Raw genomic sequence first — 1,361 nt, 5'->3', positions numbered from 1 at the left:
AGCAATAAATTTTTGATTTCTTTTTGATTTTTGTCCAAAGCGTTCCATTCACTTTTTTGGATGGCGTTTAACAATTGTTGGTATTCTGCAATAATCGCTTCGTCAATTTTTTCTTTTTTGGCCGCTGCCAAAGTCTTTTTCAAATTCAACTCGGTTTCGGTATCCAAATTGAATTTTTTGGTTTTCAAAAATTGCTTAAAATCTGCATAATCTGCGTCGTTTATCGTAGGAATGGTAGTCCCGAGATTGGGATTTTTGTAATAATAAGTGGTAGCATAATCAAAGATAGCATCGTTTTTAATTACGGCATTGGCTATGGCACTCACTTGCGTTTCTGAAAGCTCAACATCAGGTTGAATGAGTCAACTTTGGCGATAGCGAAATGGGACAGGGTGCGGATTACCAAAGCGAAGTGTTGGACGTAAAAAACCAAACCAAAGTTGCACCCACACCCTCAACTCCAGACGAGGCCATCTTATCACAAGAAACGGCTACAGAAGAAAGCGTAGTCATTCCTAAAAAGGAGAAAGTAAAAAACACCACGCCTACCCCAAAAGAAACGACAAAACCCGTTGTCGAAAAACCAAAAGTTTCCAATGCTACCAACGATGCCTTATCGAGTATCCTAAAAGGTTCCAACAAAGGAGGCGATGGCGACGATAAAGTAGCGGGCAACAAAGGAAAAACCAACGGAAGTTTGAGCGCCAAAGATTATTATGGCTCTGGAGGTTCTGGTGGTGGCACAGGCGGAGGCAACGGAACTGGAAATGGCATTGGCACCGGAAGTGGTTATGGCGCAGGAAGCGGCGGTGGCTCTGGTGGAGGCGCAGGCTATTCTCTAGGCAACCGTAGAGCCATTTCAAAACCAGTCCCAAAATACACTTGCAACGAAGTAGGCAAAGTAGTAGTAGAAGTAGCCGTAGACCGTAACGGCAACACCATAAGCGCCATTGCCGGAAGCAAAGGAACCACCAATACCGCCAAATGTCTTCTGGACCAAGCCAAAATTGCGGCGATGAACACCAAATGGGACGCTAGCAGCAACGCACCAGAGAAACAAGTCGGCAAGATTGTTTATAATTTCAACTTGAATTAGATAGCGTAACAACAATACGTCTTGGGACTAGTTAAAATGCGTGAGGGATAGGAGCTGGCTACCGAAGTAGCGCGGATAGCCCGACCGCAGAAAAGCAAAGGGGCGAATAACACCTATGCTATTCGCCCCTTTGCTTTTATGGGGTCACGCCCAAATTATACTTATTTTGGACTGGTGGCTATGACAAACTTTAGGTTATTTTTGACACCGATTTGAAGAACGTCTACTAAATCTTGCACTTGTAGGTTGAATGGAATTCTGACGA

General features: G+C 43.9%; 1 protein-coding gene and 2 pseudogenes. 1 reads left to right on the top strand and 2 read right to left on the bottom strand.

Annotated features, from left to right (window positions below; all coding sequences use genetic code 11):
• Positions 1-326: pseudogene (locus BXU11_RS16650) on the bottom strand (peptidase S41); the annotation flags it as partial.
• A gap of 56 nt (positions 327-382) precedes the next feature.
• Between BXU11_RS16650 and BXU11_RS16645 the strand changes: the two are divergent.
• The gene (locus BXU11_RS16645; RefSeq protein WP_223253764.1) at positions 383-1,096 is read left to right on the top strand and encodes an energy transducer TonB; all 714 of its coding nucleotides are present in this window, start codon (positions 383-385) and stop codon (positions 1,094-1,096) included.
• Positions 1,097-1,257: 161 nt separating this feature from the next.
• Here BXU11_RS16645 and BXU11_RS18630 read toward each other — a convergent pair.
• A pseudogene (locus BXU11_RS18630) lies at positions 1,258-1,361 on the bottom strand (biopolymer transporter ExbD); the annotation flags it as partial.

Source organism: Flavobacterium sp. LM5, from assembly GCF_002017945.1.
Classification (GTDB): Bacteria; Bacteroidota; Bacteroidia; order Flavobacteriales; family Flavobacteriaceae; genus Flavobacterium; species Flavobacterium succinicans.
Note: the sequence above shows the minus strand (reverse complement) of the source record. Positions and strands in the feature narration are given on the sequence as shown.